The following is a 25172-nucleotide window of genomic DNA, read 5'->3' on the forward strand; positions in this document are numbered from 1 at the left end:
CGGGGGAATTCACACAGTACTGAGGATTCATATGCGTACAAGTGGTTGACCCTTTGGATATCTCCTGAGATTCACCCGATGGACTTCTTGATGTCACCCACGGTCATGCCGTAGTTGACGCGGACGACGGGCAGGGCCAGCTTGTCGCTTCCGATCGAGACGTAGCCGGGCTCGATCGTGCGTGCCATCTCGAAGCCCGCGTCGGCGACCGCCTGCTTCGCGGCGTCGTTGTAGTGGCCGAACGGGTACGCGATCACCTCTTTCGTGCCGCCGAGCACGCTCGCGGAGGTCTCCAGATCGGTGACGATCTCGTCGTGCGTCCAGTTCACGATGCGTCCGCGCCCGTCGGCTCCCGCGGAGTGCATGTCGTGCGTGTGCGAGCGCTTGAGCACGTACGGCGGCAGGTCGGGTCCGGCGCCGTTGATCGTGATGACGAAGGATGTCGTCATCACGCGGTACTTCTCCACCAGTGGCACGGCGAGCTCGAGCCACGACGGGTCGGCGTCGTCGTCGGTGATGATGACCGAGTGATCGGGGAGGAAGAGCTCGCCGTCGATGAACGCGCTCAGCTCCGGCCAGGTGGGCAGGTAGAACTGCTGCTCGGAGATGTACTTCAGGTGTGATTCCCAGTCGCCGACATAGGCGTAGTTGCCGCGGAGCCAGCCCGACTCGCCCTCCGGCTTCGTCGTGAACTGGTGGTACATCAGGATCGGGATGCGCGTCTTCGCGGCGGCGTTGTCGGCCGCGCTCATCCACGCGGCGTGCACCGTGCGCTGCTGGCCGTCGCAGGTGACGGCATCCGCGCCGTTGAGCCGACCCGGGATCGCCAGCGCCGCGGCATCCTCGGCTGTGTCGTACCAGCCGGCGAACACCATGCCCTCGCGCGCGGGGATCGGCAGCGAGGCGTAGGGCTTCCCCTGCGTCTCGAGCTCCGGGGCGATATCGATCGCGTCGCCGGTGAACGAGACGGCGCATGCGTTCGGGTCGTTCGCATCGGCGATGAGCTGTTCCGCCGGCGTCAGCGGTTCGGGCGTCGGGGTGTCGGCTTCGGGGGTGGGGGTGCCCGCGGATACCGCCGGCTCGGGGAGCATGCTCGCGCGCTGCATCGCGTCGACCGCGAACCAGCCGCCGGCCGCGGCGACGAGCAGGACTCCGGTGAGAGCCGCGCTGATACCGATCACCCGGCGTTTGCGCTGTCGCCGCGCGTTCGAACGTCGCGTTGCGGCCATCGTTACTCCCCCTGTGGTGCCCGGTGCGTCCGTCGAATCCTAGGGTGCGCGGCTGTGCGGATACGCGCCGATGTTCCGGATGCCGCGGCGAGGGCAACCCCCTTTCACGCTTGCGTTGACGCGCGGAGACTGCCGAACCATGAACGCGCTGCAGCCCCTGCGGATCCGGGCCGCGTTCGCGTCGGCATCTCCGGGTGGCGGTACGCCGGATGGCGCGGCGACTTCTACCCCACGGGACTCGCCCAGCGGCGCGAGCTCGCGTACGTGGGGGAGCGGATGTCGACGGCCGAGCTGAACGGATCCTTCTATTCGCTGCAGCGCCCGTCGAGCTATCACCGGTGGCGGAGCGAGGTGCCCGAATCGTTCGTCTTCGCCGTGAAGGGCTCGCGCTATGTCACGCACATGCTGCGCCTGCGCGGAGTCGAGACGGCGCTGGCGAACTTCTTCGCGTCGGGTGTGCTCGCGCTCGGGCGGCAACTCGGCCCGGTGCTCTGGCAGCTGCCCGAGCGGGAGGAGTTCGACGCCGCCGTGCTCGAGGAGTTCCTCGCCCTTCTGCCGCGGACGACGGGCGAGGCGCTCGCGCTCGCCGAGCGGCACGACGAACGCCTCGACGGGCGGGCGTGGCTCGAGATCGAGGAGGACCGTCCGATCCGTCACGCCCTCGAGCCCCGGTCGGCCGGTTTCGGTTCGGATGCCGCGCTCGCGCTGCTGCGTGCGCACGACACCGCCCTCGTCGTGGCCGACACCGCTGGACGCTTTCCCCGGTTCGAGGAGGTCACGACTGCCGGGCACGTGTACGTCCGGCTGCACGGCGCGACCGACCTCTACGCGAGCGGGTACTCCGACGCGGAGCTCGACGAGTGGGCGGACCGCATCTGCGGATGGGTAGACGGCTCGGCGGCATCCGACGGCCGTCCGCGCGACGTGTGGGTGTACTTCGACAACGACGCGCGGGGGAGGGCGCCGCACGACGCCGTCGCGCTCGCGCAGCGGGTCGATGCCGCGTTCATGCGTGGCTGACGTACGAGATCACCGCGCTCATTTCGGTGAATTAGAGTGACCGGATGTTCCGCAAGACCCGTGCCGAGCGTGAGCGAGAGCTCGACCAGGTCCTTCGCGGTATTGCCGACCACCCGCTGTCCTCAGAGGAAGTGCGGCAGGCGAATTCCCTGATCGAGCAGCTTGACGGTCAAGATCCGTCGGTCATCGACGACGCCCTCGCAAGCCGCGGCCTCCCGTCGCTGCAAGACCTGGGGAGGATGCAGCTGAAGCATGGGCTCGCCTTCGGTCGGCTTCACCGGCGTAGGCGCAAGCTCGAGAAGACGCTCGGCCGAACCTGACCCTTTCGCCCGCGGGTGCGATGCGGCGTTTAGGCTCGGCGGGTGACCGATCGGGATGCTGCGTGAGCGTGCAGCCGGCTCCGTGGGTCTGCCCGACCTGCGGCGATCCGCTGCGCTTCGAGATCCTCGACGACGAAGCGTTCCTCGTGGCGTGGTCGTGCCTGAACTGCGGACTCGTTCGGGTCACCGAGCCGGCCTGAGCCCGGGCGCCTCAGCGTCCCGGGTGAGGAGGCATCTGCTCGACGCCGGTCACCCCGCGCCGTAGGGTCACTCACATGTGCGGGCGATTCGCGAACGACGCCAAGACGGACGAGCTGATCCGGGAGTACGTCGCCGAGGGCGGCGACCCCGAGGACTGGGCGAAGTCCTGGGCCGGCGCCTACTCGATCGCGCCGACCGAGGACGCGCCGATCGTCCGCGACCGGGGCGAGGGGCGGGTGCTGGAACTCGTCCGCTGGGACTGGCAGAAGCCGGCGAATCGCCCGCGGGGCGGTCCGATCATCAACGCGCGGATGGAGAAGCTGGCTCAAGGATTCTGGGCGCCGGCGTTCAGCGCAGCTCGCTGCATCGTTCCGATGCGGGGCTACTTCGAGTGGACCGGCGACAAGACGCCGAAGACCCCGCACTTCCTCCACGGTGAGGGCTTGCTCTCGGCGGCCGGGCTCACGTGGTCGATGGAACTGCCGACCGGCGAGAGAACGCGGTGCTTCGTCGTCATCACCCGCGAGGCGCGGGATTCGAGCGGACAGGTGCACGACCGGATGCCGGCTTTCCTGACGCCCGACACCTGGGATGCCTGGCTGACGCCCGAGAAGCTCACCGGTGACCGCAAGGCGGAGACGCTGGCGATGCTCGAGCACACGTCCGCTCAGGTCGCCTCGACGATCCGCGAGCACGTCGTCGACCGCAAGGTCAGCAACTCCCGCACGGTCGATCCCGCCGACCCGACGCTGCTCGACCCGGTGGCCTAGCCGGTCCTTCGTGAGGGCATCGAGCGCTCGTCGTCAGGTTGCGGGTAGCGCATCGAGCTTCGCCGGCCGCTCCGCCATGGGCCGGCTGAGCGCCCAGGTGAGCAGCCCGCAGAGCGCGAAGCTTGCGCCGAGTACCGCACATCCCGCCCAGCCCGCCGCCGCATAGACGGCGGTCGTAGCGGTCGCGCCCAGGACGGATCCGAGCGAGTAGAAAACCATGTAGCCACCGATCGCGCTGCTGGTCCGTTCGGGGAAGGCCTCGGTGAGTAGCGACTGGTTGCTGACGTGAACCGCCTGGACGGCGAAGTCCAGAAAGATGACGCCGATGATCACGAGCCAGATCGACCATGTGGCCTGACCGGCCGCGATCCACGACAGTGCCAGGACGACAAGCGCCGCCCCGGTAACGCGGCTCGCTCGGCCGTTGTCCGCCCACCAGCCGGCCCGGGCTGCCCCGAGCGCGCCGGCCAGCCCGGCGATGCCGAACAGCCCGACCTGCGTGGCGTCCAGATGCCAGGGTCCGGCCTCCAGGGGCAGGGCGAGTCCGCTCCAGAGCGTGCCGAACGACGCGAAGAGGAAGAACGCGATCACACCACGTGAGACGAAGAACGGTACAGCGAACATGCGGACGAGCGAGCCGATCACGGCACCGTAGGTTCTGCGACTCATTCGCGCTTCCGCCGGTAACCGGGTGAGGACGGCGACCGCGAGCGCGACGAGCATCGCTGCGAGCGCGAGGTAGACGGCCCGCCAGCCCCAGAGATCGGTCAGGACCCCGGCCACGACGCGGGCGCCGAGAATTCCCACCACCACCCCGGAGGTGACGACACCGAGCGACCGGCCGCGTTCGGCGGGAGCGGAGAGATCCGCGGCGAAGGCGACGGCTGTCTGCACGACGACGGCGAAGAGTCCTGTCGCGGCGAGGCCGGCGACCAGGAGCGCGGCTCCGGTGGCCGACGCCGTGACCAGGGTGCCGGCGGCGCAGAGAACGAGGTGGAGCGCGATGAGCCGCCGCCGATCGATCACGTCACCGAGGGGCACGAGGCCGATCAGCCCGATGAGGTAGCCGACCTGCCCGGCAGCGATCACCCATCCCCACTCGGATGTCGCGATGCCGACGTCTCGGCCGATGTGCGCGAGCATCGGCTGGGCGGCGTAGATCGTCGACACAGCGACCGCGCACACCGTCGCGAGCAGCATCCTCGCCGTACGAATCCCGCTCACGAGCCCTCTCCAATGGTAGTCATTTGCAACTCATCGCAGTATGGCAGAATGGTTGCAGTTCGCAACTCAATGGGAGGGGTCGAGCGAATGGTCGGAGATATCGAGGACGTGACCTGGACCGACTCGACGTGCCCGGTCGCTCGGACGATCGACCTTGTCGGCGACCGGTGGAGCCTGCTGATCATCCGCGACGCGATGGACGGCGCCCGGTCGTTCACCGACTTCCAGCAGCGCACCGGCGTTGCGCGCAACATCCTCACGGAGAGGCTGCGGCGCCTCGTCGATCGCGGGCTGTTGAGGCGTGAGGCTGCGGCATCCGGTCGCCGCCAGCACTACGTCCTCACCGAAGCGGGGCGCGACTTCTTCACGGTGATCGTCGCGCTCCGGCAGTGGGGCGAGCGTCACGTGTTCGAGGATGGCGAGCCGCGCTCAGTCCTCGTCGATGCGGACGGGCATGTGCTCGCAGAAATGAGGCCGGTGGACTCGGATGGGCGTGCCGTCAACGCCGACTCGACGGCTGTCGTTCGCCCCGTTGGGGCGAGTTGAGGGGAGCGGGACCTCGTCGGCGCGGGTCCGGCGGCGTCACTCGTCGGGTGTCGGCTCGTGACTGAAGTCGTACGCGGGGTCCGACCGCTGCCACAGGAGGTATCCGGCGAGTGCGGTCGCGAGCCCGACGAAGTGCAATGCCGGGTAGACCAGTGCCGGGGCATCCGGTAGCAGACCCGCGAAGACGATCGACGCGATGAACGCTGCTGCGCTGAATGCCGCCAATGCCACCGCCCACCGGCGCAGCCGCTTCGTGCGGGGGCTCTGCGGTCGCGGAGACGCGTTCATGCCTAGACCATAGGGCCCCGCACGGCCGATCAGCGGAGCGCGTCGGTGTCGGGGCAAAGCAAAACCCCCGCCATGTAGAAGCTAGGCGAGGGTTTCTGGGACCGTTGTAACGACGGTCCGTGTGGCTCCGACGGGCGTCGATCCCGTGACCTCACGATTTTCAGTCGTGCGCTCTACCAACTGAGCTACAGAGCCGCATGGCGTCAGAGATGCCATGTCCTAGACGAAAGGCCCTCTGGAAACCAAAGGGCCCGTCGCTTTAGAGCGACCCTGACGGGACTTGAACCCGCGACCTCCGCCGTGACAGGGCGGCACGCTAACCAACTGCGCTACAGGGCCATGCTTATTAAGTTGTGGGAGTGACCCCAACGGGATTCGAACCCGTGCTACCGCCGTGAAAGGGCGGCGTCCTAGGCCGCTAAACGATGGGGCCGAGCGAACCCAGACCCGGGAGTCAAACGTTCACGCTTACCGAGGGACAAGCATATGCGATCCGACGCCGATGTGCGAATCGGAGGCGTGGCGTCCGCCGCCCGGGCGTGTCTCCGGGTCACAATGGCGGGGTTCGCACGCCCCGGACGTCGTCGACGATGCTTCCGGTGATGTGACGTGTGTTGCTACTGTGAACGAAGTTGCTCACGCGATATGGAGGATCACCCGCGTGCGATACGAGAGCCTCGACTCCCCTGAAGACTGCGGCTGCGCCCCGACGCCCGCAGAGAGCAAGAAGCTCTCCCAGCTGATCTCGCGCCGCGGCGCCCTCGGCCTCGGCGCCGTCGGCTTCGTCGCAGCGACGGCGTTCCTCGCTCCCGGCATCCCGTCCGCTTTCGGTATCGAGGGCTACCCGTCGTGGGACGACGTGCAGCGCGCGAAGGGCAACGAGGCCGCGAAGGCCGCGGAGATCTCGCGCATCGAGAAGCTGATCGCCGACCTGGCCGCGGATGTCGCGTACAAGCAGGCCGAGGCGGCTCGTCTGGGCGAAGAGTACGCGCAGGCCCAGGCAGCGTTCGAAGACGCTAGCGCCCGCGCCACCTCGCTGCAGGATCAGGCCGACGCGCAGTCCGCCGCGGCTCTCGAGGCCGCACGCCGCGCCGGCAAGCTCGCCGCTCAGCTGTACCGCAACGGCGGCGATGACACGAGCCTGAAGCTCTTCTTCTCCGATTCCGCTGCGAGCGCCGACGACCTGCTGGCTCGTCTCGGCACGATGGACAAGCTGCTGCAGGCTAACCGCGGCGTCTACACGGATGCCGTCACCGCCCGCGAGACCGCCCAGAGCCTGAGCGATCAGGCTGGTGTGGCCCGCGACGAGCGCGACCGTCTGAAGGTCGAAGCCGAGCAGAAGATGATCGCGGCGCAGGAAGCCGCGACGGCCGCTCAGGCGGCCCTCGAAGAGCAGACCGCGAACATGGCGACCCTCGAGGCGCAGCTCGCCGCCCTCAAGGACGAGACGGCCACGACTGTCGCGGGTTACCAGGCCGGAGTCGAAGAGCAGCGCCGTCGCGACGAGGAGCGTCGTCGCCGTGAGCGCGAAGAGGCGGCCCGTCGTGCCGCCGAGGAAGAGCGTCGTCGTCAGGAAGCCGCAGCCGCGGCAGCCGCCGCTGGCAACAGTGGCGGTGGCGGCGGTGGGGGCGGCGGCGGCGGCGGTGGGGGCGGCGCCGGGCAGGTTCAGCCCTCCGGCTGGGTACGCCCCGGTCCCGGCTACATCAGCTCCTGGTACGGCAACCGCGGCACCATCTGCTCCGGCGGTGTGTGCACCAGCGGGCACCGCGGCATCGACTTCGCCGGCGGATGCAGCGCCCCGATCTATGCCGCGGCATCCGGAACCGTCGTCTTCGCGGCCTACACGAACAGCTGGGGCAACTACATCAAGGTCGACCACGGCGGCGGCATCATCTCCGGTTACGCGCACATCCAGAACGGCGGCTTCAACGTCGGATACGGACAGCGCGTCTCGGCCGGACAGGTCATCGCCTACGCCGGCAACACCGGCATCTCGCAGGGCTGCCACCTGCACTTCGAGATCTACCGCAACGGTGAGCGCATCGATCCCGCGCCGTTCCTTCGCGATCGCGGCATCTCGGTCTGAGCTTCAGCGCTCACGAGCCCGGAACAACGAAGGAGGGGCGGATGCTGCAGCATCCGCCCCTCCTTCCGTTCGTCTGAGACTCAGAGCGAGTTGGGCGCTTCGCCCTCACCCTGCGTCTTGGTCTGGCCCTCGTGCTCCTCGAAGCGCTCGAACGCCTCGGAGACGAGACGCTCGGCCTCGGCGGCGCCGGCCCACTCGTCGACCTTGACCCACTTGTTGGGCTCGAGGTCCTTGTAGTGCTCGAAGAAGTGGCCGATCTCGTTCTTGGTCCAGTCGTCGATGTCGCCGACATCCTGGATGTGGGCCCACCGCGGGTCTTTCGCCAGCACGGCCACGACCTTGTCGTCGCCGCCGGCCTCGTCGCTCATCTTCAGCACGGCGACGGGGCGGACCTTCGCCAGCACGCCGGGGTAGATGTCGCGGTCGAGCAGCACGAGCACGTCGAGCGGGTCGCCGTCTTCGCCGAGGGTGTTCTCGAAGAAGCCGTAGTTGCTGGGGTATCCCATCGGCGTGAACAGCACGCGGTCGAGGAAGACCCGGCCGGTGCCGTGGTCGACTTCGTACTTCACGCGGCTGCCGCGGGGGATCTCGATGACGGCGTCGTACGCGCCCATACGTGTGCTCCTTCGATATGACGGTGGGATGCCGCCGTCCAGCCTACTTCGCGGCGCCCGCCGTGCCGTATACAGGCTCAGCCCGGATTTTGCGCCTGCGGCGGCGTTGCCGCAGGCTCTCAGCCTGTCGACGGCACGAGCCCAGCGGATGACGGTCAGTGTCCGGCCGGTGCCCGCACCCCACGCTCGCTGCGCTGTCCGCAGGCTTAGCGACGGGTTGAGGCTGCCGGGCGGGCCGCGCAACGTGCTCAGCCTGTTGACGGCACGACCCCGACCCCGGCCTCGCACGACCTCGGCCCTCGCACGAGCCCGCCACCGCCCCGAGGCCGGGCCCGTGCCGCCGGCCGCGCCGTCCGCAGGCTCAGCGACGGGTTGAGGCTGCCGGGCGGGCCGCGCAACGTGCTCAGCCTGTTGACGGCACGACCCCGACCCCGGCACGACCCCGGCACGACCCCGACCCCCGCCCGAGCCCGCCATCGGCACGAGCCCGGCTACCGTAGGGGCGTGCCGTCGCTGAGCCCCGCCATCGCCGAGGTCCGTCGTGCCGTGCGGGCGTCACTGTCGGCATTGCCTTCCGGGAGCACCGTCATCGTCGCGCTGTCGGGCGGGCCCGACTCGCTGGCCCTCGCCGCAGCAACAGCCTTCGAGGCCCCGAAGCTCAGTTTGCGCGCCGCCTCGCTCACGGTCGACCACGGGTTGCAGCCCGGCTCCGACGAGGTGGCTCTCACGGCCGCGCGCGCCGCCGCGGGCCTCGGACTCGATCCGCTGGTCGTGCGCGTCGAGGTCGGCACCGCGGGAGGCCCGGAGGCCGCGGCCCGCGAGGCGCGCTACGGCGTGCTGCGGGATGCCGCGCGCGACGCGAACGCCGCCGCCGTGCTGCTCGGTCACACCCTCGATGATCAGGCCGAGACGGTGCTGCTCGGGCTGGCGCGCGGCGCCGGGGCGACGAGTCTCGCGGGCATGGCGCCCGACCGCGCCGACGACGATTCCGGCGTGCGCTGGCTTCGGCCGCTGCTGGGGGTGCGCCGCGAGACCACGCTCGCCGCATGCGCGGCGGCCGGGCTCGACCCGTGGCTCGACCCTCACAACTACGACGACCGCTTCCGGCGGGTGCGGGTCCGCGAGCGGGTGCTGCCGCTTCTCGAAGCAGAGCTCGGCCCGGGCGTGGCCGAGGCGCTGGCCCGCACGGCCGAGCAGCTGCGTGAGGACGCGCAGGCGTTCGACGACATGATCGCCGAGACGATCGAAGACATCGTCGAGCCGGCCGAGGCGGGCATCGCGATCTCGGTCGCCGCGCTCGCCGCCAATCCTCCGGCGCTGCGCCACCGCATCATCCGGCTCGTCGTGCAGAGCGAGTTCCACGAGAGCCTCACGCGCAGCCAGACCCTCGAGGTCGCCCGGCTCGTCACCGACTACTCCGGTCAGGGACCGATCGACGTTCCCGGATGCCGCGCCCGCCGCGTCGGCCGGCTCATCGAGTTCTCGGCGGGCGGGAGCGGCGCCTAAACTCGTCGCATGCGTGCTGCCGAGATCGCCGACCAGCTCACCGACGTCCTCGTCACGGAGGAGGAGATCCAGGCCAAGCTCGCCGAGCTCGCCGCCCGGGTCGAGGCCGACTACGAGGGTAAGGAGCTCATCCTCGTCGGGGTCCTCAAGGGCGCCGTGATGGTCATGGCCGACTTCGCCCGCGCGCTCAAGCGCGACATCACGATGGACTGGATGGCGGTGTCGTCGTACGGCGCGAGCACGAAGTCGAGCGGTGTCGTGCAGATCCGCAAGGACCTCGACGCCGACCTGCACGGCAAGCACGTGCTGATCGTCGAGGACATCATCGACTCGGGCCTCACCCTCAGCTGGCTGCTCGAGAACTTTCAGTCGCGCGGCGCCGAGTCGCTCGAGGTGCTGGCGCTCCTGCGCAAGCCCGAAGCCGCGAAGGTCGAGATCGACTGCCGCTATGTCGGCTTCGACATCCCGAACGACTTCGTCGTGGGCTACGGCCTCGACTACGCCGAGAAGTACCGAAACCTGCGGGATGTCGCGGTCCTCGCGCCGCACGTATACAGCTGAGCGGGCTTCGCGTGGCGGCTCCCGGTACGCCCAAAACGAACGCACAGAGCCCGCATAGTCGGCGCGGGGTAGCCTGATCGCACCATGGACGTCAAGAAAGTCACGCGCAACCCGCTGATGTACGTGTTGCTCATCGGCGCGCTGCTGCTGATCGGCTTCATGCTGATCTCCAGCCTCACCGGCGCGAAGCAGATCACGACCCAGCAGGGCTTCGAGCTGCTCAAGGGCGACACCGTCACGAAGGTGCAGACCACGGACGGCGATCAGCGCGTCGATCTGACGCTCTCCGACGACTTCGAGGGCTCGAAGCAGGTGCAGTTCTACTACACCTCCGCGCGCGCCGACGAGGTCGTCTCGGCCGTCGACGCGGCGAACCCCGCCGACGGGTACAACGACGTCGTGCCGCGGGCCACGTGGTTCGACGGATTCCTCTCGCTCATGCTGCCGCTGGTGCTGCTGGGCCTGCTCTTCTGGTTCCTGATGTCGAGCGCGCAAGGCGGCGGCAGCCGCGTCATGCAGTTCGGCAAGTCGAAGGCGAAGCTCGTCACGAAGGAGACCCCGACGGTCACCTTCGGCGATGTGGCCGGCTCCGACGAGGCCATCGAGGAGATGCAGGAGATCAAGGACTTCCTGAAGGACCCGACGAAGTTCCAGGCCGTCGGCGCCCGCATCCCGAAGGGTGTGCTGCTGTACGGCCCTCCCGGAACCGGTAAGACGCTCCTCGCACGCGCCGTCGCGGGCGAGGCCGGTGTGCCGTTCTACTCGATCTCGGGTTCGGACTTCGTGGAGATGTTCGTCGGTGTCGGCGCGAGCCGCGTTCGCGACCTCTTCAAGGAGGCGAAGGAGAACTCACCCGCCATCATCTTCATCGACGAGATCGACGCCGTCGGTCGCCACCGCGGCGCCGGCATGGGCGGCGGTCACGACGAGCGCGAGCAGACGCTCAACCAGATGCTCGTCGAGATGGACGGCTTCGACCCGAAGGTCTCGGTGCTCGTCATCGCGGCGACCAACCGTCCCGACATCCTCGACCCCGCGCTGCTGCGTCCGGGTCGCTTCGACCGTCAGATCGGCGTCGACGCCCCCGACCTCAAGGGCCGTCAGAAGATCCTCGAGGTGCACGGCCGCGGCAAGCCGCTGTCTCCCTCGGTCGACCTGGCCGTCATCGCTCGCAAGACCCCGGGCTTCACCGGTGCCGACCTCGCGAACGTGCTGAACGAGGCGGCGCTCCTGACCGCGCGCTCGAACGCGCAGCTGATCGACATGCGCGCCCTCGACGAGGCGATCGACCGCGTCATCGCCGGTCCGCAGCGTCGCACGCGCGTCATGAAGGACAAGGAGAAGCTCATCACGGCCTATCACGAGGGCGGTCACGCCCTCGCTGCGGCGGCGATGAACCACTCCGACCCGGTCACGAAGGTCACGATCCTCCCGCGCGGCAAGGCGCTCGGCTACACGATGGTGCTGCCGCTCGAAGACAAGTACTCCGTGACCCGCAACGAGCTCCAGGATCAGCTCACCTACGCGATGGGCGGGCGCGTCGCCGAGGAGGTCGTGTTCCACGACCCCACGACGGGGGCCTCGAACGACATCGAGAAGGCGACGGGCATCGCCCGCAAGATGGTCACCGAGTACGGGATGACGACCGAGGTCGGCCCCGTCAAGCTCGGGTCGTCGTCGGGTGAGGTGTTCATGGGCCGCGACATGGGTCATGGCCGCGACTTCTCCGAGCGCATCGCCGAGCGGGTCGACGCCGAGGTGCGGCTGTTGATCGAGCAGGCGCACAACGAGGCGTACGAGGTCATCAACGCCAATCGCGACGTCCTCGACAAGCTCGCTCTCGCCCTCCTCGAAGAGGAGACCCTCGACCACCTGCAGCTCGCCGAGATCTTCAAGGACATCAAGAAGCTCCCGCCGCGCCCGCAGTGGCTCTCGAGCCAGGATCGTCCGGTGTCGACCCTGCCCCCGATCGACGTTCCCAAGCGTCGCGAAGAGGCCGGGCTGGCGGCATCCGCCGTCGCCGAGACGGAGACCGAGACCGCCGCCGAGCGTGCCCCGCACCGTCGCCCCTCGGGGCAGGCGCGACCCGCGACCGCGTAGGCTCGGGGCGTGGCCGTCGATCGCGAACGCGTCGCCGCCCTCGTGCGCGACCTGCTCGAGGCGATCGGGGAGGACCCCGACCGTCCCGGGCTGAAGCAGACCCCGCAGCGGGTCGCCGACGCGTATGCCGAGTTCTTCTCGGGAGTGGGCGCCGACGCTGCCGAACCGCTCGCGCACACGATCTCGGTCGCGCGGGGCCCCGCTCCCGACACGCTGCCGTCGGGCGCTGTCATGGTGCGCGGCATCCGGTTCCGTTCGTTCTGCGAGCACCACCTGCTGCCCTTCGCCGGACACGCCCACATCGCGTACCTGCCGGGTGAGCAGGTGGTCGGGCTCGGCGCGCTGCCGCGGGTGGTCGACACGCTCGCGGCGCGACCGCAGGTTCAGGAGCGCCTGGGCGAGCAGATCGCCGACACGATCGCGGGTGCGCTCGATGCGCGCGGCGTGCTGGTCGTGCTGGATGCCGCCCACGAATGCGTCACGATGCGCGGCGGACGACAGACGGATGCCTCGACCGTGACGGTCGCCGCCCGCGGCGTCTACACCGAGCCGGCCGAGCGGGCCGAGCTGATCGCGCTGATCTCGGGCGGCGCAGCATGACGCTGATCATGGGCATCCTCAACATCACGCCCGACTCGTTCAGCGACGGCGGTCGGTACCTCGACCTCGACGTCGCGATCGGTCACGCCGAGGCTCTGCGACGCGCCGGCGCGCACATCGTCGACGTCGGCGGCGAGTCGACCCGGCCGGGCGCCGAGCGCGTCGAGCCCGACGTCGAGCGCGGGCGCGTCGTCCCGGTGATCGAGGCGCTCGCGGCGCGGGGCATCGTGGTGAGCGTGGACACGATGAACGCCGGCACCGCGTCGGCCGCGGTCGCGGCGGGGGCCCGGATCATCAACGACGTCTCGGGTGGGCTCGCCGACCCCGAGATGTTCGCCGCGGTCGCGACATCCGACGCGGATGTCGTCATCGGGCACTGGCGCGGACACTCGACCGACATGTACGCCGCCGCCCGGTACGAGGACGTCGTCGGAGAAGTGATCGCCGAGCTCCAGGAGCGCGTGGGCGCTGCGATCGCGGCAGGTATCGCCCCCTCACGCATCGTGCTCGACCCCGGCATCGGTTTCGGCAAGCGGGGCGACCAGAACTGGGCGGTGCTGCACCACCTCGACCGTGTCGTCGGGCTCGGCAAGCGCGTGCTCGTCGGCACGAGCCGCAAGGGATTCCTGCGCGAGGCCATCGGAGACGTCCTGGACAGCGGGGATGCCGGGGCCGACGCAGCGGATGCGTCCGACATGGCGCGGCGCGACCTCGCGACCGCCGTCACGAGCGTGCTCGCGGCCGACGTGGGAGCGTGGGGAGTGCGCGTGCACGACGTCGAGTCGACACGCGACGCGCTGGCGGTGCGCTCTCGGTGGCGGGAGGCCCCATGAGCGACCGCATCACGCTGCGCGGCATCCGGGCCGTCGGGTATCACGGGGTCTACGAGCACGAACGGCGCGAGGGGCAGGAGTTCGTCGCCGACGTCGAGCTCGAACTGTCGCTGGCCGACGCCGCGGCGAGCGACGACGTGGCCGATACGGTGCACTACGGAGAGCTGGCCGAGAGAGTCGCCGCGATCCTGTCGGGCGAGCCGGCCGACCTCATCGAGACCGTCGCCGACCGCATTGCGCGCGCGGCCTTCGCGTTCGACCGCGTGGATGCCGTCGCCGTTACCGTGCACAAGCCGCAGGCGCCCATCGCGGTGCCTTTCGGTGATGTCAGTGTGACCCTCACCCGCCGACGGGAGAACCGATGAGCCGCCGTCTCGCCCAGGAATCGCCCGAGCCCCGCCCCACCGAGAGCGCGCTGACGCGGCGAGCCGTCGTCGCGATCGGCGCGAACCTCGGCGACCGGGCGGCCACGGTCGAGCACGCGATCGCCGACCTCGACCGGCTGCCCCTGACCCGGGTCGCGCGAGCCGCCGATCCGATCGAGACGGTCGCGCTGACCCTCGACGGTCCGGATGCCGCGGCCCCTGCATATCTCAACACGGTCGCCCTCATCGACACGAGACTGGCCCCCAGCGTGCTGCTGGGCTATCTGCATGCGATCGAGGAGCGCCATGGTCGCGCCCCGCGGACGGCCGATCAGGCCCGGTGGCAGGATCGCACGCTCGACCTCGACCTCATCGCACACGGCGACGTCGTCTGCGACACCCCGACGCTCGTGCTGCCGCACCCGCGCGCGCACGAGCGCGATTTCGTGCTCCGGCCGTGGCTGGCCGTCGACCCCGAGGCCGTGCTTCCCGGCCGCGGCCGGGTCGACGCGCTGCTGGCGGGTCTGACCGGGAGTGCATCGTGAGACGCACATCTCCCGCGACCCTCGTCGTCGCGGCAGTGCTGGGCATCGCCGCGGGGTTCGTCATCGACCAGCTGCTCACCGGCGCGGGCCGCGCGACGTTCACTCCGTCGGTCATGCTCCCCGTGCTCTTCGTGCTGCTGGGCGTCTCGGTCATCGCCCTCGCCCTCCCGATCCGCCGGGCGACCCGGGGCCAGGCTCCGCGGGTCGACCCGTTCCGGGCGGTTCGCGTCGCGATGCTGGCGAAGGCGTCGAGCATCGTCGGAGCGCTCGTCGGCGGCATCGGCGTCGGTCTCCTGCTCTTCCTTCTCACACGGCCCGTCCCGCCGTCAGTAGGCTCAACGGGAGCGGTCGTCGCCGCGATCGTCGGAGCCGTGGTGCTCGTGGCGGCCGGCGTGATCGCAGAACAGCTCTGCACCATTCGGAAGGACGACGATGACGACCAGCCCGGACCACCCGAGCCCGACGCCACTCCCTCCCACCACTGACGCTGCGGAGTCCGGCACGATCGACGCGACCCTCGATGCCGGCACCTATGACCGCATCCGCGAGCCCCGCGGGGCCGGACGTCTCGCTCTCGAGCAGGGCGTGTGGCACCAGATCTCACGCAAGTACCTCGCCGTTCAGCTGATCAGCAACGGTTTCGTCCTGGCGATCATCGTCGCCGTGATGCTCGTGCTGCTCCTGGTCGCCGACCAGCGGTGGGCGCTCATCCCCGGCATCATCCTGATCGTGCTGACCCTCGCGGGCATGGCGATCCTGCCACGCCAGGTGCGCTCGATCGGCTATCAGCTGCGCGAGGACGACCTCGTCTTCCGCCGCGGCATCCTGTGGCAGCGCATGGTCGCCGTGCCGTACGGCCGCATGCAGCTCGTCGACATCACGCACGGGCCGCTCGACCGCGGCTTCGGGATCGCGCAGCTGAAGTTCGTGACGGCCGCCGCAGCGACGGGGGTCGTGATCCCGGGCCTCACGCAGCAGGCCGCCGAGGCGCTGCGCGACCACCTGATGTCGGTGGCGGAATCGCGGCGGACCGGGCTGTGACCGACCCCGTCCCGAACCCGCCTACGGCCGACGCCGGGGTATCCGCCCCGCCCGCCGCGCTCGTCCGGTCGCCTCTCAGCGACGGCGAGTGGCACCGGCTGCATCCGCTCACACCGCTGCTGCGCGGCGGCCTCGCGCTGCTCGTCGTGCTCGGCATCGTCGTCGCGAACATGCGCGACCGGCTCATCAGCATCTTCGTGCCGGCCTTCGCCCCCGACGTTCCGATCGACGAGTGGGAGGAGTACGAGGCGGCCGGCGATCCGATCGGGTGGGTGCTGGCCAACAACCTCGTCCTCATCGCCCTGCTCGTCACCGTCGGCGTGCTCGCCGTCATCATCGGGGCGTTCTACCTGTCGTGGCGGTTCCACACGTTCCGCATCACCGAGGACGACGTCGAGGTGCGCAGCGGCATCCTCTCGCGCACCCAGCGCCGCGCGCCGCTCGACCGCGTGCAGGGCGTCAACCTCACCCGGCCCGCGGTCGCGCGACTTCTCGGAGCCGCGAAGCTCGAGATCGTCGGCGCGGGTGCCGACGCGAACGTCAAGCTCGAATACCTCTCGACCGGCAACGCCGAGACGATTCGCGCCGACATCCTGCGGCTGGCCTCGGGGCAGCGCCTCGCCGAACAGCGAGCAGCCGCGGCAGCCGCCGGTGGAGCGCGCATCGCGGTCGCCGACACCGTCGCTCGCGGCCTCACCGGTCTGATCGAGGGTGACGACGCGGATGCCGCCGAGCCCGAGTCCGTCGTGCGCATCCCGGCTGGCCGCCTGATCGGGTCGCAATTCGCCAGCTGGGGCACCGTCGTGATCCTCGCGGGCGCGACCGCGCTCGCGATCGCGCTGTCGCAGGGTGTGTTCTGGGTGCTGTTCGCCTACTTCCCGGCGCTGCTCGGATTCGGCGCCTACTGGGTGCGGACGATCGTGCGGTCGCTGCGGTACTCCATCGCGCCGACGCGCGACGGTGTCCGCGTGACGTTCGGTCTGCTCACGACCGTGTCGGAGATCCTGCCTCCCGGGCGCATCCACGCGGTCGAGATCACGCAGTCCATCCTCTGGCGCGGGTTCGGATGGTGGACGGTGCGGATCAACCGCATGACCGGCCGCAGCGCGTCCGACACGACGACCGATCAGTTCACCACCGTCCTCCCCGTCGGCACGCTCGCCGACGTCGAGCGGGTGCTCGGCCTCATCCTGCCGTCGGTCGCCGAGGAGGAGCGCGCGGCGATCGTCCGCGACGGTGTGCTCGGCGGCTCGTCCGCCGGGGGATACGTGACGACGCCGCGACGAGCACGCATCGTGCGTCCGCTGTCGTGGCGGCGCAACGGCCTCGCGATCACGGGCGACCTGCTGATGCTGCGGCGCGGGCTGATCTGGCGCATGCTCGCGGTGCTGCCGCTCGCGCGGCTGCAGTCGGTCGCGCTGCACCAGGGGCCGGTCTCACGCGCGCTGCGGGTCGCGTCTCTGCGCGCTCACACGGTGTCGGGCCCGGTGCTCACCGCGGTCGCGGGCATCGACCGCGACGACGTGATCGCGGCATTCGAGCGGGTCGCCGAGCTGGCGGTCTCGGCCGCCGCATCGGACCGCTCGCACCGCTGGGCCGAGACGACGGATGCCGCTGAGCCGGTGCTCTCCTCGCCGAGCCCGGAGCAGGCGAGATTCGCCGTGCCCGGAACGTCGGTGCCGTTGCCCCCGCCGGTCGGCGCGACCGAGCTTCCGCCGGGCGCCGTGCCCCCGCCGCCGTACGTGCCGCCGCGCGCGGACGACACCGCGGGGGAGGGCCGATGAGCGCGAGCTCGCGCCTCGGCGTCGGCATCATCGGAGCCGGCCGGGTCGGACCCGTGATCGGTGCCGCGCTCGCGGGCGCCGGCCACGCGCTGACCGGTGTCACCGCGGGATCCGACCGCGAGCGCGTGGACGCGGTGATCCCCGGGGTCCCGGTTCTCGACGCCGACGAGGTCGTGCGCCGCAGCGAGCTCGTCGTCATCGCGGTGCCCCACGACGAGCTGGGCCCGCTCGTGAGCGGTCTCGCCGAGCTCGGAGCCTGGCAGGTGGGGCAGCTCGTGCTGCACACCGACCCCGGGCACGGTCTCGACGTGCTCGCGCCGGCCGCCGCGCGAGGAGCCATCCCACTCGCCGTGCATCCCGCCATCGCCTTCACCGGATCGACCCTCGACCTGCGCCAGCTCGCGGGTGCGTACGCCGCGGTGACAGCGCCGGCCGCCGTCCTGCCGATCGGACAGGCTCTCGCCGTCGAGCTGGGCTGCGAGCCCGTCGTCGTCGCCGATGCCGACCGGCCCGCCTACGGCGAGGCGATCGCGACCGCGACCCAGTTCGCCGCCTCGATCGTGCAGCAGTCGGCCTCCCTGCTCGAGGATGCCGGCGTGCCCAACCCGGGCCGCTTCCTCTCGACCCTCGTGCACTCGACCGTCGAACGTGCGCTGACCGCCGCGGGGCGGGGCGCGAGCCCCGACGACGAGCTCCTGTGAGCGACCTCGAGCTCACCCGCATCCCCGCCGGTCAGCTGCCGGTCGCCGGCGCCGGCCGCGCGCCGTGGGTCGAGTCCTTCGAGATCGGCGTGTACCCCGTGACCGAGGAACAGCTCGGCGAGGTGCTCGGGGTGACGGCCGGGTACCCACGGCGTCCGGCGGTGCAGCTGTCGTGGCTGCGCGCGGTGCGGTTCTGCAACGCGCTGTCGGAGTGGGAGGGACTGGATCCCGCCTACGCGGTCGACGGCGACGAGGTGCGCTGGTACGACGACTCCGACGGGTACCGGCTGCCGACCGAGCGCGAATGGGAGTACGCCTGCCGCGCGGGCTCGCGGGCCGCGCAGTACGGACCGCTCGCCGAGATCGCCTGGACCGCTGCCGACAACCTCTCGTCGCCGCAGAACGTGGGCGGGCGGCATCCGAACCTCTTCGGCCTGTTCGACATGCTCGGCAACGTCTCGGAGTGGTGCTGGGACCTTTTCGCCCCCGACACGGGGTCGCGCGACCGCGTGTTCCGCGGGGGCGGGTTCGCCGACGCCGCGACGACCGTCCGGGCCGGCACGCGCCGCGGGGCTCGTCCCGACAGCGCTCACGACGACATCGGACTGCGAGTTGCCCGCGGGGCGATCGCGTAGGGGGCCGGTCCGACGGGTGTATCGCCAAGCACGCGTGACGCGCTCGGTAGACTGGCACGTCGAATCCCGAGGAGTTTTTCTGCCATGAGCGACGCGCCCGTGCCCCCCGTCGACGACGCCGACGACGTCATCGAGCAGAAGGCCGTGCGCCTCGCCAAGCGCGAGCGGCTGCTGAGCGAGCGAGCGGATGCCGCGGGCGGCGCCTATCCCGTCGCCGTGGCCGTCACCGACACGATCCCCTCGCTGCGCGAGCGCTACGCCGACCTCGAGGCGGGCGCCGAGACCGGCGTGGTCGCATCGGTCGCGGGGCGCGTCGTGTTCAGTCGCAACACCGGCAAGCTGTGCTTCGCGTCGCTGCAGGCCGGCGACGGCAGCCGCATCCAGGCCATGGTCTCGCTCGCCGAGGTCGGCGAGGAGTCGCTGCAGGCGTGGAAGGAGCTCGTCGACCTGGGCGACCACGTCTCGGTCACCGGCCAGGTCATCTCCAGCCGCCGCGGCGAGCTGTCGATCATGGTGAGCAGCTGGCAGATCGCGTCGAAGGCCCTCTTGCCGCTGCCGAACCTCCACTCCGAGCTCAGCGAGGAGAGCCGCGTGCGTTCGCGCTTCCTCGACCTCATCGTGCGCGACACCGCGCGCGAGACCGTCGTGGCCCGGGCGAAGGTCAACGCTTCACTGCGCCGCACCTTCGAGGCGCATGGCTTCCTCGAGGTCGAGACCCCGATGCTGCAGGTGCAGCACGGTGGCGCGGCCGCGCGCCCGTTCATCACCCACTCGAACGCCTTCGACACCGAGCTGTTCCTGCGCATCGCGCCCGAGTTGTTCCTCAAGCGCGCCGTCGTGGGCGGCATCGACCGCGTGTTCGAGATCAACCGCAACTTCCGCAACGAGGGTGCCGACTCGACCCACAGCCCCGAGTTCGCGATGCTCGAGGCCTACCAGGCGTACAGCGACTACAACGGCATCGCCGATCTGACGCAGGAGCTCATCCAGAACGCGGCCGTGGCCGTCGCGGGGTCGACGACCGTCACGTGGGCCGACGGCACCGAGTTCGATCTCGGCGGCGACTGGGACCGCATCTCGATGTACGACTCGCTCTCGGCCGCCGCGGGGCGCGACATCACCCCTGCCACCTCGCTCGACGAGCTGCAGGCGCTCGCGGCGGAGGTGGGCGTCGTCGTGCCCGAGAAGGTGGCGACGCACGGCAAGCTCGTCGAAGAGCTCTGGGAGCACTTCGTCAAGGGCGGGCTCGAGCGGCCCACCTTCGTCATGGACTTCCCCGTCGACACGTCACCGCTCGTCCGCGAGCACCGCACGATCGCGGGAGTCGTGGAGAAGTGGGACCTGTACGTGCGCGGGTTCGAGCTGGCGACCGGGTACTCCGAGCTCGTCGATCCGGTCATCCAGCGGGAGCGTTTCGTCGAGCAGGCCAAGCTCGGCGCCCGCGGCGACGACGAGGCGATGCACGTCGACGAGGAGTTCCTGCGCGCGCTCGAGCACGGGATGCCGCCCACTGGCGGCATGGGCATGGGCATCGACCGCCTGCTGATGGCGATCACGGGCCTCGGCATCCGCGAGACGATCCTCTTCCCGCTGGTCAAGTAGCCGCGGTTCCTGCGAGGGGAAAGCACCGGGCGGGGTTTCCACATCCTGCTCCGGACGGTCTCCGCACCCTCGCGCCCGGCGCCAGCCTGGTCTGCATGACCACGACTGTTCGCGCCGCGGATGCCGCGCACTTCCTCTCCCTCGTTCCTCATCTGCTCGGCTTCGCCCCGAGCCGCAGCCTCGTGGTGGTGCCGTTCGCCGGTTCCCGGAGCCTCGGTGCGATGCGGGTCGACTTGCCGACCGGCGCGCTCGGCGACCTCGACAGCGCAGCCGCGACGATCGTCGGAATGGTGTGCCGCATCCCGGATGCCGATGCCCTGACGGCGATCGCGTACGCTCCCGAGTCCGCGGGTGACGGGCTGCCGGGGGTCCCCGTATTGGCGGCGGTCAGCCGGGCGGCCGACGTCTGCGGCGTGCGGGTCGTCGATCTGCTGACCGTCGCGACGGACGGCTGGGGGTCGCACCTCGACGCGTCGTGCCCGGCGGGTGGGAGGCCGCTGAGCGAGATCGAACGGGCCGCTGCACGCCACGGTGATCCGGGCCCCGGCACGGCGATCGATCGCGACCACGCTGCCGGCGCGGACCTGCCGCGACGCAGCGCCGCGGAACGCCGCGTGGTGGGCGGCGCACTGCGCTCGCTCGAAGCGGCGCTCGCGGTGCTGTGCGGCATACCGCGGGTGGGCGGTGGTCGTCGGCGGCCGCGCGGTGAGACGGACGGCGCGGGCAGCGTCGACCAGGCGGCGCTCGAGGCCGCGTGCGAGCTCGACGATCCGCCGCGACTGTTCGAGCGGGTGCTCGAGGGCGATCCTGCCGACCTCGACCCCCTCGTCGTGGCGCTGCTGGTGTGGTGCCTCTCGCGTCCCTCACTGCGTGACGTGGCCCTCGTGCAGTGGGCGACGGATGCCGGCCGCGGCGACGACGCCCTCGATGCGCAGCGCCGGTGGGAGGAAGGCGAGGAGTATCCCGAGCGGCTCGGCCGGATCATGTGGGGTGACGGCGACCGGCCCGATCCCGACCGGCTGCTGGCCGCGCTCGCGGTGATGCGCGAGGTCGCCGCGCTGGCTCCGCGCCGATTGCGGCCCGGGCCGCTCGCGCTGTGCGCGTGGCTCGCCTGGGCGCTCGGGCGCTCCACGCACGCCGCGTCGTACGCCGAGCGCGCCCTGGAGATCGACCCCGATCACGGGCTCGCAGAGATCCTGCTGTCGTTCGCGCAGATCGGTCACCTCCCCGACTGGGCCTTTCATCAGCGGGGACACGTACGATAGGGGGCATGGACGAATACGTGAGCGCGGTCATCTGGTCGCTGCTGCCGACCCTGGTGGTCTCGGTGCTCTTCGTCTTCGTCCTCCGCGGCATCCTGCGCATGGATCGCACCGAGCGCCGGGCGTACGCGAAGATCGAGGCGCAGGAGCGTGCGGCCCGCGGGCTCGCCGCGCCGACGCCCGATAGCTCGACCCCCTGACCCCGTGGGATGAGCGGTCGCGCCCGATACGCTGATTCCGAGCAGATCGGAGGGGCGGCGTGACGATCGAGTTCACCGCGTTCGAGTTCCCCGGTTGGTGGCTCGTCCTGGTCTTCATCGCCGACCTGATCATCCGCATCACCGCGATCATCGTCGTCCCGCGAAACCGGCGGCCCACCGCCGCCATGGCGTGGCTTCTGGCGATCTACTTCATCCCGTTCGTCGGCGTCTTCCTCTTCCTGCTGATCGGCAATCCGCGCCTCCCGCGCAAACGGCGCCGGATGCAGCGCGAGATCAACCAGTACATCCGCGAGACCAGCGAGGGGCTCGACTTCGGGACCCTGCGCCCCGATGCTCCGGCCTGGTTCACCTCCGTCGTCACGCTCAACCGCAACCTCGGCGCGATGCCACTCGCGGGCGACAACGGCGCGGAGATCATCTCCGACTACGAGGAGAGCATCCGCCGGATGGCGGAAGAGGTGCGCAAGGCCGAGCGGTACGTGCACGTGGAGTTCTACATCCTCCAGTCCGACAAGACGACCGACGTCTTCTTCGCGGCGCTCGAGGAGGTCGCCGCCCGCGGGGTGACCGTTCGAGTGCTCTTGGACTACTGGGCCAACCGAGGCAAGCCGAACTATCGCGCCACCGTCAAGCGGCTCACGGCCATGGGAGCCGACTGGCATCACATGCTCCCGGTGCAGCCGCTGCGGGGCAAGTATCAGCGACCCGACCTGCGCAACCACCGCAAGCTGATCGTCATCGACGGGCAGGTGGCGTTCACCGGGTCGCAGAACATGACCGACTCGACGTACAACCTGAAGAAGAACATCAAGCGAGGCCTGCACTGGGTCGACCTGATGGTGAGGGTGCAGGGTCCCGTGGTGGCCAGCATCGACGCGGTGTTCCTCTCGGACTGGTACAGCGAGACCGGCTCGGCCCCCTCGGAGGACGTCGGCCTGTTCGAGCTCGAGAGCGGGCCGGGAGACCTGGACTGCCAGATCGTCCCGTCCGGGCCGGGATTCGAGTTCCAGAACAACCTCAAGCTCTTCACCGCGCTCCTGTTCGCCGCGCAGAAGCGCGTGATCATCGTCAGCCCGTACTTCGTGCCCGACGAAGGACTGCTGCTCGCGGTGCAGACGGCGTGCCAGCGCGGCCTGCAGGTCGAGCTGTTCGTCTCGGAAGAGGGCGATCAGGCGATGGTCTACCACGCGCAGCGCAGCTACTACGAGGCGCTGCTGCGAGCCGGCGTGAAGATCTGGATGTACCGCAGGCCGTACATCCTGCACACGAAGAGCCTGACGATCGACGACGACGTCGCCATCATCGGCTCGAGCAACATGGATATGAGGTCGTTCGGTCTGAACCTCGAGATTTCCATGCTCGTGCGCGGCGAGGAGTTCATCGCTCAGCTGCGTCAGGTCGAGGACCAGTACCGATCGCTCTCGCGCGAGCTCACCCTCGAGGAATGGATGAAGCAGCCGCTCCGATCGACGGTGCTCGACAACCTCGCGCGTCTGACCTCCGCCCTGCAGTGATCCGTTCTGAGACGATGCGCGGTGACGCGACACTCTCGGGATGACGGAAGGATGAGATCATGACGACGACACGCACGACCGCGGCATCCGCTCTGCTGCTCCTCGCAGCACTCGCTCTCGCAGGCTGCGCCACGACTCCCGGTGGGGCCGCCCCCGGCGGCGCGCCATCCAGCGGGTCGGATGCCGGCTCGCCCGCGCCCTCGCAGGAGGCCGACGTCGAGGCTGCGTGGCTCGACGGCGGGCGTGCCGTCGGCCTCGTGACCTACGGCAGCTCGTCGTGCCAGCCGGTCGTCGGCGAGGTCTCGGCCTCCGGGCAGACGGTCACGGTCGAGCTGAGCGACCCCGAGGGTGCGGCGTGCACGCGTGACTACGTGCCGCGGGCGTCGTACGTCGGGCTGCCGGCGGGCATCGACCCCGCGCAGGACCTCGAGATCGTCGTGACCGGTGGGTACACCGGCGACGCCGACCTCGACGGGGTCGCGGGCCTCGAAGCACCGACGGGTGACGTGAACGACGAGATGATGCCGAGCGCCGGCTGGTTCGACGACGCGGGTCTCGTGCTACTGACCTGGGGTTCGTCGAGCTGCCCGCCCGTGTTCGAGTCCGTGGCCCTCGACGGCGACGCGGTGCGCGCCACCGAGGCGGCTGCAGCCGCCGACCAGGTGTGCACGATGGACTACGCGCCCCGGCTGAGCGTGCTCACGGTCGAGGGTGTATCAGACGATGCGCGCCCCGGCGAGATCGTGCTCGTCTCGCCCGCGGGCGACGAGCAGCGCGTCGCCGTCATCGGCTGATTCCGGCGCTCCTCGGGCGTCTCCCCAGTAGTCGGCGGACCCGACTACTGAGGGAACGCTGAGCGCGAATCCCCGCATACGGGTTCTGCTCACGAGCCTCTCGCACGCGTGCATCCCGCGGCTACAGTCCTCAGGACCTGAACCGTCCGCGTCGCGCCCGAGGAGCCCCCCATGACATCCGCACCCCCATCAGCAGAACGATCCCGGATGGACGGACCCGCCGAGCCGCACCGCCGTCGGCGGATGGCCCTGGCGCTCGCGGCGGGCGGCCTGGTGCTCGGCGTCGGTGCGATCGTCACCCTCGCCGTCTGGAACGACTCGGAGTTCGCCACGGGCACCTTCGGCGCAGGCTCGTTCGACCTGCAGGGCAGCACCGACGGGACGACGTTCACGAGCGATGCCGCAGCGCCCGGGAAGACCCTGACCTTCACGATCGACGCCGACACTCTCGCCCCCGACGATGTCGTCTACGCGCCGTTCGCCGTGCAGCTCTCAGACACGTCGACGAACGAGGCGGCCGTCACCGTCGAGAACGTCATCGGCGGAGCCATCGGCGACGACCTCACCTACTCGCTGTTCGTCGAGGACGACTTCGGCACGACGTGTTCGGCAGCCGCCCCGCCCACCGGTGCGGAGGTCGTCGCCGATCGCGCCGCCGACGTGACCGGAACCGTCGACGTCTTCGACCTCACTGCCGCAGGGGCCCCGGTGAACCTCTGCTTCGTCGTGACGGCCGGTGCAATCGGGCAAGGCGAGGCCGGAACGATCACATGGGAGTTCGCGGGCACGTCGGGCGACCCGCTGCCCTGA

General features: G+C 70.2%; 28 protein-coding genes and 3 tRNA genes. 24 read left to right on the forward strand and 7 right to left on the reverse strand.

Annotation, left to right across the window (positions count from 1 at the left end; genetic code table 11):
• Window positions 1–71 precede the first annotated feature (71 nt).
• Complete coding sequence (locus tag QUC20_RS01315; protein ID WP_289330699.1) at window positions 72–1229, reverse strand: polysaccharide deacetylase family protein; 1158 nt, start codon at window positions 1227–1229, stop codon at window positions 72–74.
• Window positions 1230–1358: 129 nt separating this feature from the next.
• Here QUC20_RS01315 and QUC20_RS01320 point away from each other — a divergent pair, with 129 nt between their 5' ends.
• The 4 genes from QUC20_RS01320 (at window position 1359) to QUC20_RS01335 (ending at window position 3540) form a co-directional block, all read left to right on the forward strand.
• The gene (locus QUC20_RS01320; protein WP_491714051.1) at window positions 1359–2249 is read left to right on the forward strand and encodes a DUF72 domain-containing protein; all 891 of its coding nucleotides are present in this window, start codon (window positions 1359–1361) and stop codon (window positions 2247–2249) included.
• A 44-nt stretch (window positions 2250–2293) separates the two neighbouring features.
• Window positions 2294–2569, forward strand: coding sequence for a hypothetical protein (locus QUC20_RS01325; RefSeq protein WP_120263704.1), 276 nt, complete (start codon window positions 2294–2296; stop codon window positions 2567–2569).
• Window positions 2570–2631: 62 nt separating this feature from the next.
• On the forward strand, window positions 2632–2769 hold the full coding sequence (locus tag QUC20_RS01330) for a hypothetical protein (protein WP_259455277.1): 138 nt from the start codon (window positions 2632–2634) through the stop codon (window positions 2767–2769).
• A gap of 75 nt (window positions 2770–2844) precedes the next feature.
• Window positions 2845–3540: an SOS response-associated peptidase gene (locus QUC20_RS01335; RefSeq protein WP_289330701.1), complete on the forward strand. Its 696-nt coding sequence runs from the start codon at window positions 2845–2847 to the stop codon at window positions 3538–3540.
• A gap of 33 nt (window positions 3541–3573) precedes the next feature.
• Here the strand turns inward: QUC20_RS01335 and QUC20_RS01340 are convergent, their stop codons facing one another.
• The gene (locus QUC20_RS01340) at window positions 3574–4764 is read right to left on the reverse strand and encodes an MFS transporter (RefSeq protein WP_289330702.1); all 1191 of its coding nucleotides are present in this window, start codon (window positions 4762–4764) and stop codon (window positions 3574–3576) included.
• 87 nt (window positions 4765–4851) lie between these two features.
• Here QUC20_RS01340 and QUC20_RS01345 point away from each other — a divergent pair, with 87 nt between their 5' ends.
• A complete protein-coding gene (locus QUC20_RS01345; protein WP_289330703.1) occupies window positions 4852–5310 on the forward strand; it encodes a winged helix-turn-helix transcriptional regulator in 459 nt (152 codons plus the stop codon).
• A gap of 36 nt (window positions 5311–5346) precedes the next feature.
• Here QUC20_RS01345 and QUC20_RS01350 read toward each other — a convergent pair whose 3' ends face one another.
• The 4 genes from QUC20_RS01350 to QUC20_RS01365 form a co-directional block, all read right to left on the reverse strand.
• Window positions 5347–5598 (reverse strand): hypothetical protein, encoded by a 252-nt coding sequence (locus QUC20_RS01350; RefSeq protein WP_120263699.1) that lies wholly within the window; start codon window positions 5596–5598, stop codon window positions 5347–5349.
• Window positions 5599–5720: 122 nt separating this feature from the next.
• Window positions 5721–5793: transfer RNA gene (locus tag QUC20_RS01355), tRNA-Phe, on the reverse strand.
• Between the two features lie 70 nt (window positions 5794–5863).
• Window positions 5864–5937, reverse strand: a tRNA-Asp gene (locus QUC20_RS01360).
• Window positions 5938–5958: 21 nt separating this feature from the next.
• Window positions 5959–6031 (reverse strand) — tRNA-Glu (locus QUC20_RS01365).
• Window positions 6032–6259: 228 nt separating this feature from the next.
• Between QUC20_RS01365 and QUC20_RS01370 the strand changes: the two genes are divergently transcribed.
• On the forward strand, window positions 6260–7684 hold the full coding sequence (locus tag QUC20_RS01370; RefSeq protein ID WP_289330704.1) for a M23 family metallopeptidase: 1425 nt from the start codon (window positions 6260–6262) through the stop codon (window positions 7682–7684).
• A gap of 80 nt (window positions 7685–7764) precedes the next feature.
• Here QUC20_RS01370 and QUC20_RS01375 read toward each other — a convergent pair whose 3' ends face one another.
• Window positions 7765–8298, reverse strand: a complete 534-nt coding sequence (locus tag QUC20_RS01375) for an inorganic diphosphatase (protein WP_120263697.1) — start codon at window positions 8296–8298, stop codon at window positions 7765–7767.
• Between the two features lie 504 nt (window positions 8299–8802).
• Between QUC20_RS01375 and tilS the strand changes: the two genes are divergently transcribed.
• The 18 genes from tilS (at window position 8803) to QUC20_RS01465 (ending at window position 25172) form a co-directional block, all read left to right on the forward strand.
• The gene (tilS, locus tag QUC20_RS01380; protein ID WP_289330705.1) at window positions 8803–9804 is read left to right on the forward strand and encodes a tRNA lysidine(34) synthetase TilS; all 1002 of its coding nucleotides are present in this window, start codon (window positions 8803–8805) and stop codon (window positions 9802–9804) included.
• 9 nt (window positions 9805–9813) lie between these two features.
• A complete protein-coding gene (gene hpt, locus QUC20_RS01385; protein ID WP_120263695.1) occupies window positions 9814–10365 on the forward strand; it encodes a hypoxanthine phosphoribosyltransferase in 552 nt (183 codons plus the stop codon).
• An 84-nt stretch (window positions 10366–10449) separates the two neighbouring features.
• Entirely contained in the window at window positions 10450–12465 is a 2016-nt protein-coding gene (gene ftsH, locus QUC20_RS01390; protein WP_120263694.1) for an ATP-dependent zinc metalloprotease FtsH, read from the forward strand.
• A 9-nt stretch (window positions 12466–12474) separates the two neighbouring features.
• Window positions 12475–13065, forward strand: coding sequence for a GTP cyclohydrolase I (gene folE / locus QUC20_RS01395; protein ID WP_023952933.1), 591 nt, complete (start codon window positions 12475–12477; stop codon window positions 13063–13065).
• Window positions 13062–13898, forward strand: a complete 837-nt coding sequence (gene folP / locus QUC20_RS01400) for a dihydropteroate synthase (protein WP_289330706.1) — start codon at window positions 13062–13064, stop codon at window positions 13896–13898. Before folE ends, folP begins: the two co-directional genes overlap by 4 nt.
• Entirely contained in the window at window positions 13895–14263 is a 369-nt protein-coding gene (gene folB, locus QUC20_RS01405; protein ID WP_120264443.1) for a dihydroneopterin aldolase, read from the forward strand. The genes folP and folB overlap by 4 nt, the downstream gene beginning before the upstream one ends.
• Window positions 14260–14808, forward strand: coding sequence for a 2-amino-4-hydroxy-6-hydroxymethyldihydropteridine diphosphokinase (gene folK / locus QUC20_RS01410; protein WP_120263692.1), 549 nt, complete (start codon window positions 14260–14262; stop codon window positions 14806–14808). Before folB ends, folK begins: the two co-directional genes overlap by 4 nt.
• Window positions 14805–15293: a DUF3180 domain-containing protein gene (locus tag QUC20_RS01415; protein ID WP_120263691.1), complete on the forward strand. Its 489-nt coding sequence runs from the start codon at window positions 14805–14807 to the stop codon at window positions 15291–15293. The genes folK and QUC20_RS01415 overlap by 4 nt, the downstream gene beginning before the upstream one ends.
• A complete protein-coding gene (locus QUC20_RS01420; RefSeq protein ID WP_120263690.1) occupies window positions 15241–15849 on the forward strand; it encodes a PH domain-containing protein in 609 nt (202 codons plus the stop codon). The genes QUC20_RS01415 and QUC20_RS01420 overlap by 53 nt, the downstream gene beginning before the upstream one ends.
• Window positions 15846–17633: a PH domain-containing protein gene (locus QUC20_RS01425; RefSeq protein ID WP_220700905.1), complete on the forward strand. Its 1788-nt coding sequence runs from the start codon at window positions 15846–15848 to the stop codon at window positions 17631–17633. Before QUC20_RS01420 ends, QUC20_RS01425 begins: the two co-directional genes overlap by 4 nt.
• Complete coding sequence (locus QUC20_RS01430) at window positions 17630–18334, forward strand: DUF2520 domain-containing protein (protein WP_289330707.1); 705 nt, start codon at window positions 17630–17632, stop codon at window positions 18332–18334. Before QUC20_RS01425 ends, QUC20_RS01430 begins: the two co-directional genes overlap by 4 nt.
• Entirely contained in the window at window positions 18331–18969 is a 639-nt protein-coding gene (locus QUC20_RS01435; protein ID WP_120263688.1) for a formylglycine-generating enzyme family protein, read from the forward strand. The genes QUC20_RS01430 and QUC20_RS01435 overlap by 4 nt, the downstream gene beginning before the upstream one ends.
• 84 nt (window positions 18970–19053) lie before the next feature.
• Window positions 19054–20571 (forward strand): lysine--tRNA ligase, encoded by a 1518-nt coding sequence (gene lysS, locus QUC20_RS01440; protein ID WP_289330708.1) that lies wholly within the window; start codon window positions 19054–19056, stop codon window positions 20569–20571.
• Window positions 20572–20666: 95 nt separating this feature from the next.
• A complete protein-coding gene (locus QUC20_RS01445; RefSeq protein WP_289330709.1) occupies window positions 20667–21836 on the forward strand; it encodes a DUF4192 family protein in 1170 nt (389 codons plus the stop codon).
• A 5-nt stretch (window positions 21837–21841) separates the two neighbouring features.
• Window positions 21842–22033: a hypothetical protein gene (locus tag QUC20_RS01450; RefSeq protein WP_120263685.1), complete on the forward strand. Its 192-nt coding sequence runs from the start codon at window positions 21842–21844 to the stop codon at window positions 22031–22033.
• 65 nt (window positions 22034–22098) lie between these two features.
• Entirely contained in the window at window positions 22099–23568 is a 1470-nt protein-coding gene (gene cls / locus QUC20_RS01455) for a cardiolipin synthase (RefSeq protein ID WP_259455348.1), read from the forward strand.
• Between the two features lie 59 nt (window positions 23569–23627).
• The gene (locus tag QUC20_RS01460; RefSeq protein WP_289330710.1) at window positions 23628–24362 is read left to right on the forward strand and encodes a hypothetical protein; all 735 of its coding nucleotides are present in this window, start codon (window positions 23628–23630) and stop codon (window positions 24360–24362) included.
• 207 nt (window positions 24363–24569) lie between these two features.
• Window positions 24570–25172: a SipW-dependent-type signal peptide-containing protein gene (locus QUC20_RS01465; RefSeq protein ID WP_289330711.1), complete on the forward strand. Its 603-nt coding sequence runs from the start codon at window positions 24570–24572 to the stop codon at window positions 25170–25172.

The organism is Microbacterium arborescens, from assembly GCF_030369635.1.
In the GTDB taxonomy this organism is placed as follows: Bacteria; Actinomycetota; Actinomycetes; order Actinomycetales; family Microbacteriaceae; genus Microbacterium.

Bases quoted from the DNA above. Each gene is read 5' to 3' on its own strand.
- QUC20_RS01315 (WP_289330699.1), bottom strand. From the start codon at position 1,229: ATGGCCGCAACGCGACGTTCGAACGCGCGGCGACAGCGCAAACGCCGG.
- QUC20_RS01325 (WP_120263704.1), top strand. From the start codon at position 2,294: ATGTTCCGCAAGACCCGTGCCGAGCGTGAGCGAGAGCTCGACCAGGTC.
- QUC20_RS01335 (WP_289330701.1), top strand. From the start codon at position 2,845: ATGTGCGGGCGATTCGCGAACGACGCCAAGACGGACGAGCTGATCCGG.
- QUC20_RS01345 (WP_289330703.1), top strand. From the start codon at position 4,852: ATGGTCGGAGATATCGAGGACGTGACCTGGACCGACTCGACGTGCCCG.
- QUC20_RS01350 (WP_120263699.1), bottom strand. From the start codon at position 5,598: ATGAACGCGTCTCCGCGACCGCAGAGCCCCCGCACGAAGCGGCTGCGC.
- QUC20_RS01375 (WP_120263697.1), bottom strand. From the start codon at position 8,298: ATGGGCGCGTACGACGCCGTCATCGAGATCCCCCGCGGCAGCCGCGTG.
- hpt (WP_120263695.1), top strand. From the start codon at position 9,814: ATGCGTGCTGCCGAGATCGCCGACCAGCTCACCGACGTCCTCGTCACG.
- ftsH (WP_120263694.1), top strand. From the start codon at position 10,450: ATGGACGTCAAGAAAGTCACGCGCAACCCGCTGATGTACGTGTTGCTC.
- folP (WP_289330706.1), top strand. From the start codon at position 13,062: ATGACGCTGATCATGGGCATCCTCAACATCACGCCCGACTCGTTCAGC.
- folB (WP_120264443.1), top strand. From the start codon at position 13,895: ATGAGCGACCGCATCACGCTGCGCGGCATCCGGGCCGTCGGGTATCAC.
- folK (WP_120263692.1), top strand. From the start codon at position 14,260: ATGAGCCGCCGTCTCGCCCAGGAATCGCCCGAGCCCCGCCCCACCGAG.
- QUC20_RS01420 (WP_120263690.1), top strand. From the start codon at position 15,241: ATGACGACCAGCCCGGACCACCCGAGCCCGACGCCACTCCCTCCCACC.
- QUC20_RS01430 (WP_289330707.1), top strand. From the start codon at position 17,630: ATGAGCGCGAGCTCGCGCCTCGGCGTCGGCATCATCGGAGCCGGCCGG.
- lysS (WP_289330708.1), top strand. From the start codon at position 19,054: ATGAGCGACGCGCCCGTGCCCCCCGTCGACGACGCCGACGACGTCATC.
- QUC20_RS01445 (WP_289330709.1), top strand. From the start codon at position 20,667: ATGACCACGACTGTTCGCGCCGCGGATGCCGCGCACTTCCTCTCCCTC.
- QUC20_RS01450 (WP_120263685.1), top strand. From the start codon at position 21,842: ATGGACGAATACGTGAGCGCGGTCATCTGGTCGCTGCTGCCGACCCTG.
- QUC20_RS01460 (WP_289330710.1), top strand. From the start codon at position 23,628: ATGACGACGACACGCACGACCGCGGCATCCGCTCTGCTGCTCCTCGCA.
- QUC20_RS01465 (WP_289330711.1), top strand. From the start codon at position 24,570: ATGGACGGACCCGCCGAGCCGCACCGCCGTCGGCGGATGGCCCTGGCG.